Annotated in this window: 3 protein-coding genes; 1 reads left to right on the top strand and 2 read right to left on the bottom strand. The window is 61.3% G+C overall.

Annotated elements, in window-relative coordinates; genetic code table 11:
* Positions 1–4 precede the first annotated feature (4 nt).
* A complete protein-coding gene (locus ACRESD_RS12585) occupies positions 5–922 on the bottom strand; it encodes a LysR substrate-binding domain-containing protein (protein ID WP_431751188.1) in 918 nt (305 codons plus the stop codon).
* Positions 923–1,094: 172 nt separating this feature from the next.
* Between ACRESD_RS12585 and ACRESD_RS12590 the strand changes: the two genes are divergently transcribed.
* Positions 1,095–2,321 (top strand): MFS transporter, encoded by a 1,227-nt coding sequence (locus ACRESD_RS12590; protein WP_431751190.1) that lies wholly within the window; start codon positions 1,095–1,097, stop codon positions 2,319–2,321.
* 65 nt (positions 2,322–2,386) lie between these two features.
* Here the strand turns inward: ACRESD_RS12590 and hemE are convergent, their stop codons facing one another.
* Entirely contained in the window at positions 2,387–3,454 is a 1,068-nt protein-coding gene (hemE, locus tag ACRESD_RS12595) for a uroporphyrinogen decarboxylase (protein ID WP_431751189.1), read from the bottom strand.
* Positions 3,455–3,615 lie beyond the last annotated feature (161 nt).

Raw genomic sequence — 3,615 nt, forward strand, 5'->3', positions numbered from 1 at the left:
CTCGCTAAAGCTCGACAGCTCCCACACCGATCTGCTCCGATTGACGCGTCAACAACTCCACAAACGCCTCAGCCATCGGCGTCTGCGCGCCTTTGCGTTGCACCAGCCACACCGCTGTCACCGCCTCTTGATCGAGCAAGGTGCGATACACCACGCCATCAATGCGGATGCGCTGGTAAGACGCCGGCAGCACCGACACGCCCAGACCCGCCGCCACCAGGCCGATAATGGTCATCGCCTCCCCGGCCTCCTGGGCAAAATGCGGGCTGAAGCCGGCATCGCGGGCCAGGTTGAGCAATTGGGCGTACAAGCCGCTGCCGTACGTACGTGGGAAAAACACAAAGGGTTCTTGCGCCAACTGTGCCAGGTGCAAGCCGCGTTCACTGCCCTCCACCAGCGGATGCCCGGCATTCAGCACCGCGACCAGCGGTTCGCGCATCAACTCGACGACGCTCAGAGAGTCCGGCAGCGGCAGCGGACGCATCAGTCCCACTTGGATCGATTCATCCACCAGCGATTCCGCCACTTCGGTACTGCTCATTTCCTGCAGGTTCAGGTGCACCGCCGGGAACGCCTGGCGAAACGCAAAGATCGCCTGGGGAATGCTGGAGTTGAAGGGAGCCGACGAGGTAAAGCCGATCTTCAATTCCCCCAACTCACCCAACTGCGCACGCCGTGCCACATCCGCCGCCTTGTCGACCTGAGCCAGCACCAGCCGCGCCTCGTGCAGGAACAAGCGCCCGGCCTCACTCAGCTCGACCCGACGATTGGTACGCTCAAACAAACGTGCCCCCACCTCCTGTTCCAGCGCCTGGATCTGCTGGCTCAACGGCGGCTGCGAGATGCCCAGCACCTGCGCGGCGCGGCCAAAATGCAGTTCTTCGGCGACGGCAATGAAGTACCGCAGATGACGCAATTCCATGCAAACCCCATTAGGTCGTAAAAGCTATCAAACAGGTCGAACAATATATTGGAAAGAATCATTAGGCAGCTATATTCTTTTTTGCATTGCCAGTCCTGGCAGGCTTTTCCTCCCCGAGGTCCCCGTGAAATCTGCTGTCGCGCCATTCGCTCAAAAAGTCCCGCCCAACGCCCTGGATGAGGTGGTCGCCCAGCTCAACGACGAGTACATCGAAAAAGGCACGCCGATGTTCATGCGCACGGTGCTGGCGCTGTTCTCCGGTGGTTTCGCCACCTTTGCCCTGCTGTATTGCGTGCAGCCGATGATGCCCGCGCTGTCCCATGAGTTTTCCATCAACGCGGCGCAAAGCAGCCTGATTCTCTCCGTATCCACAGCGATGCTTGCCTTGGGCCTACTGGTCACCGGCCCAATTTCCGACCGCTTGGGGCGCAAGCCGGTGATGGTCTGCGCGCTGTTCTGCGCCGCACTGGCAACCATCGCCAGCGGCTTGATGCCGACGTGGGAAGGCATCCTCTTGATGCGAGCACTGGTGGGCTTGTCCTTGAGCGGCCTGGCGGCGGTGGCGATGACCTACCTGAGCGAAGAGATCCACCCACAGCACATCGGCCTGGCCATGGGGTTGTACATCGGTGGCAACGCGATTGGCGGCATGAGCGGGCGCCTGATCATCGGCGTGCTGATCGACTTCGTCAGTTGGCACACCGCAATGCTGATCATCGGCGCCCTGGCCCTGATAGCGGCCACGCTGTTCTGGAAAATCCTCCCCGAATCGCGCAACTTCCGCGCCACCAGCCTCAAGCCGCGCAGCCTGTTGGATGGCTTTGTCATGCACTTCAAGGACGCGGGCCTGCCGTGGTTGTTCCTCGAGGCCTTCCTGCTGATGGGTGCGTTCGTGACGCTGTTCAACTACATCGGCTACCGCCTGCTGGCCGATCCGTATGACCTGAGCCAAGCGGTGGTCGGCCTGCTGTCGTTGGTGTACCTGTCGGGCATCTACAGCTCGGCAAAAATCGGCTCCCTGGCCGACCGCCTCGGCCGCCGCCGCGTGCTGTGGGGCACCATCGTATTGATGCTCGCCGGCATGGCCCTGACCCTGCTCACGCCATTGTGGCTGGTGGTACCGGGCATGCTGATCTTCACCTTCGGTTTCTTCGGTGCCCATTCGGTGGCCAGCAGCTGGATCGGCCGCCGCGCGGTGAAAGCCAAGGGGCAGGCGTCTTCGCTGTACTTGTTCTGCTACTACGTGGGATCGAGTGTTGCAGGAACGGCGGGCGGGTTCTTCTGGCACTTTGCCGGCTGGAATGGGATTGGTGGGTTCATCATTGCGCTATTGGTTGGCGCGTTGCTGGTGGCGTTGAAGTTGGCGAAGTTGCCGCCGTTGGGAGAAGTGAAGGCCTGAGAACTTTTGGCTTTTGGCTTTTAATGTGGGAGGGGGCTTGCCCCCTCCCACATTTGTTTTGTGTGTTACTCGTGGTATTGCGCGGACAGTTCGTGCACCGCACGCAGGAACGCGCCGGCATGTTCCGGGTTCACTTCCGGGGTGATGCCATGGCCGAGGTTGAACACGTGGCCGGTGCCCTTGCCGTAGCTGGCGAGGATGCGGCCGACTTCAGTGCGGATCGCTTCCGGCTTGGCGTACAGCACGGTCGGGTCCATGTTGCCTTGCAGGGCGACGCGGTTGCCCACGCGCTGGCGGGCTTCGCCCAGGTCGCAGGTCCAGTCCAGGCCCAGTGCATCGGCACCGGCATCGGCGATGCTCTCCAGCCATAGGCCACCGTTCTTGGTGAACAGGATGACCGGCACTTTGCGGCCTTCGTGCTCACGGATCAGGCCGCTGACGATCTTGCGCATGTAGGCCAGGGAGAATTCCTGGTACGCCGCCGCCGACAGGTTGCCGCCCCAGGTGTCGAAGATCTGCACCGCTTGCGCACCGGCCATGATCTGGCCATTGAGGTAAGAGATGACCGACTGCGCCAGTTTGTCCAGCAACAGGTGCATGGCTTGTGGGTTGTCGTAGAGCATGGCCTTGGTCTTGCGGAAGTCTTTCGACGAGCCGCCTTCAACCATGTAGGTGGCCAGGGTCCATGGGCTGCCGGAGAAGCCGATCAACGGCACGCGACCGTTAAGCTCGCGGCGGATGGTGCTGACAGCGTCCATCACGTAGCCGAGGTCTTTATGCGGATCAGGAATCGGCAGGGCCTCGATATCAGCCAGGGTGCTGACGACTTTCTTGAAACGCGGGCCTTCGCCGGTTTCGAAGTACAGGCCTTGGCCCATGGCGTCAGGGATGGTGAGGATGTCGGAAAAAAGGATGGCCGCGTCCAGTTGTGGGTAGCGGTCCAGCGGCTGCATCGTGACTTCGCAGGCGAACTCCGGGTTCATGCACAGGCTCATGAAGTCGCCGGCGTTGGCGCGACTGGCGCGGTATTCCGGCAGGTAGCGACCGGCTTGGCGCATCATCCACACGGGGGTGACGTCCACGGGTTGCTTGAGCAGGGCACGAAGGAAACGGTCGTTCTTGAGGGCAGTCATGTCGGCATCCGCAAAAAAAGTGCGGGCATTTTCTCAGAGCCGGACGCAAAAGGCACGGAGTGAGCCGTGCCTTTTGTCTATCGGGTCAATTTGTCGCGGTGTCTTGCAGTATGACCAACACCACCAAACCCAATGTGGAATGGGGTTTGTGTGGGAGCTGG

This window comes from Pseudomonas sp. (assembly GCF_050739995.1).
In the GTDB taxonomy this organism is placed as follows: Bacteria; Pseudomonadota; Gammaproteobacteria; order Pseudomonadales; family Pseudomonadaceae; genus Aquipseudomonas.

Bases quoted from the DNA above. Each gene is read 5' to 3' on its own strand.
- hemE (WP_431751189.1), bottom strand. From the start codon at position 3,454: ATGACTGCCCTCAAGAACGACCGTTTCCTTCGTGCCCTGCTCAAGCAA.
- ACRESD_RS12585 (WP_431751188.1), bottom strand. From the start codon at position 922: ATGGAATTGCGTCATCTGCGGTACTTCATTGCCGTCGCCGAAGAACTG.